1 protein-coding gene is annotated in these 3,102 nt (G+C 39.5%); it reads left to right on the forward strand.

Annotated features, from left to right (window positions below; genetic code table 11):
• The first annotated feature begins 248 nt into the window (after nucleotides 1–248).
• Entirely contained in the window at nucleotides 249–2,393 is a 2,145-nt protein-coding gene (mtlD, locus tag Q0017_RS13595; protein ID WP_131292130.1) for a bifunctional mannitol-1-phosphate dehydrogenase/phosphatase, read from the forward strand.
• Nucleotides 2,394–3,102: the final 709 nt, after the last annotated feature.

Consider the following 3,102-nt stretch of genomic DNA (forward strand, 5'->3'; position numbering starts at 1 on the left):
GAAATAAGTTTAGAGTTAAAGATATTGATAAATTATTTAAAGATTACTGTAATGATTTATTTGGTATTTAGCTATATTTGTACAATCCAGCAAAGTAACTTTACTTAGAATTACAAAAAAGTTGAGATTAGTCTCAAAATTGATCAAAAAACAAACAAAATTGTTTCATTTCTTATGATCGTTCCATCATGTTATGCATTTTCCTTATTCTGTATCTGATTGTATTGTTACAGTAAAAGGGATTATAAGTGCTTAAATTTAATAATGATATTATTCATGGGGCAATTTTTGACATGGATGGCACAATGTTTGATACAGAGCGTTTACGTTTCCAAACATTGAAACAGGCCTCTCAGGAATTGATTGGTGTTTCATTCAGCGATGCTTATTTAATGGCCTGTCTGGGGCTTAGTGCAACCAGTGCACACCAACTTGCAAAACAGCAGTATGGCGAAGATATTCCGTATGCTCAGATTCGTAAACGAGCTGATGAACTCGAACTTGAAAGTGTACGAAATTTTGGAGTACCAATCAAAAAAGGGTTAGTTCAGGTACTAGAACGTTTACGTAAATCCGGTTTACGTATGGCGGTTGCGACATCAAGTCGTCGCTTAATTGCTGAAGAATATCTCATCAATGCCAATGTTTATAAATTCTTCGATGTATTAGTGTGTGGTGATGAAGTACAGCAAGGCAAACCTCACCCCGAAATTTTCCTCTCCGCTGCTGAGAAACTCAATTTACCTTCCTCTGAATGTCTGATGTTTGAAGATTCCGAAAATGGCATTACTTCCGCTTATGATGCTGGCGGAGTCACCATCTTGCTGCAAGACATCAAGGAACCTAATTCCAACATGCTGGCCAAAACAGATTACTTTTTTGAAAGTATGTATGACTGCCTGCATCAATTGGATCAACATACACTAAACTTGGAAATGCCAACACTTCAAGAGTCTTTTCCACAAAGTCTGAATCAATTGACCGTTGGCATTCATGGATTTGGTGCAATTGGCGGTGGTTTCATGGCACAGATCATGTCACATTGGGATGGTTATACACGTCCAAAGCAGATCTATGCATCAACCCATAATCCCTTATATCGATCAGCAGTGAATGCTTTTGGCAGTTATTGTATTCGTTATGGACAGTTTTCCTATGATGAACGTATTGAAAACATGAGCATTATTGATGCCGGTAATATTGAACAGATGCAGGAGATGTATATTGCCTCAAGCATGATAGCAGTGTGTTTACCTGAACATGCGCTTGCAAGCGAGGCCAAAACAATTGCCCAAGGTTTGTATGCTCGTTACATTGCCAATGATGAGCACTTGACGAACCCTTTAACCATTCTCATTATCTTAAATAAAATCGGTGCCAAACACTTATTGCTTGAACATGTGCATAGCGCTTTGGTTGAAATTACAGCTCCGGACATTGCTGAGAAAATTTTAGAGCAGCATTATTTCTGTGATACGGTCGTTAACCGGATGGTTTCCAAATTGACCGACCAAAATCTTTACCGTCAGTTGCGTATTAAGTACAACATTTTTAAGCAATACCAACTCGATCACGACCTTGATCATGCTGATATTGAAGATGCTACCCGTTTGAATCCTGAACAGGAAAGGTTAGCTTCCATGTATGTCGAAGAGATGTGCAGTAACTTTAAACCCAGCCATATTTTGCAGACCATGGACTTGATTCTCTTCCATGCAGAAGTGGACATGCCGATTTACGTAGAAAATAACAGTCCCTTGCTAGGCAAAATGCGTCAGATGGTGTTGGTGGATGATATTCGGGAAATTCAGTTGATAAAAAACAGGTTATGGAATGGTGTTCATGCCATGACTACCTGGTATGCAACACGCCTAGGCTACGAAACGATTGGTTTAGCTATGACAGACCCAAAAGTGCGACAGTTTATGGAGGGGCTTCTGGAAGAAGTGAAGGCAGGGCTTACCTTTACCCTCCCACATCGCAAAAATGATCTTAATGATCTGGCAAAAAGCTTTATGAATTCTTGTGTCAATGCCTACAAAGATCCGTGTGAACGTGTCGCACGTGACCCATTAAGGAAACTAGCGGCCTCTGAACGGGTATTTGGATCAATCGCATGTAATATCCAGCATGAAGGTTTACCCTACCAGCACTTAAGCCAAGGTGCGGTATTCGGTTACTGCTACGCTATTGAGCAGAATGCTGTCAGTTATGATGAAGCATTGGAACATCTGGAAATCCAGTTGGCTCAATCTGAATTGAACGAGCAGCATCAGCGGTGCTTACAGCAACATATTGAAATGCACTTAGCCCAACTGCTCCCAGATAAACATAAAATCCACAATTCACAATCCGTTCCAACCCCAAAGCAAGCCGAATATAATCTAACCTGACTGCGCCATCTGGAGATGTACTGGATCCAACCAGAATAGAAGCCTATATTAATGAGGTCAATTATGCTTGGCCTCATTGTTCAAGCATGAATTTAGCAGCACTATCTGAATCCTGTGCATGAATTAGTAGAAATGTCGGTATAGGACATTTCTACTTGGGAATAACATTTTTTAAAATATTATTTATCAAATATTTAAACAAATAAATCCCAAACCAAAAAGATCAAAAAACACACGTTTTAACAAATCGTGTGTTTTTTAAGCAAATCTGTAACTTTTAGCCAATAAAATCGACCAAAAAATGCTCAATTTTGGCTTTTTTGTCCGGTTCTCAAGATTTCAGTATATGAAATTATCCCCCAATTTCTGCGGATAAAAAGAGGACGGTTTTTAGTCGGTCTTGTACGTATATGCTCACATCAATCTCGGCCCTTTGCTGCTATCCGGAATACTGGAATTTCCCTATGATAGGTACATCGAGAGCTGGATGCTCCAAATAACAAGAATAAGAAAATCGCACAGGATCTGCAGGGTACGACAGGAGTTATACCAAGCGAATCAAATATAAAAAACCCTGGCAGGATGATCTGACCCCAAAAAGTTGGACTCCAAGTTAGGTAGATTCTAAGGACTGAACCGTACCGGGTTTGTCGGAGACTTTTTTATTTAAGTTAGGCCACCTGACCTAACGGGTTAATCTTATCATAGT

The organism is uncultured Acinetobacter sp. (genome assembly GCF_947624825.1).
Classification (GTDB): Bacteria; Pseudomonadota; Gammaproteobacteria; order Pseudomonadales; family Moraxellaceae; genus Acinetobacter.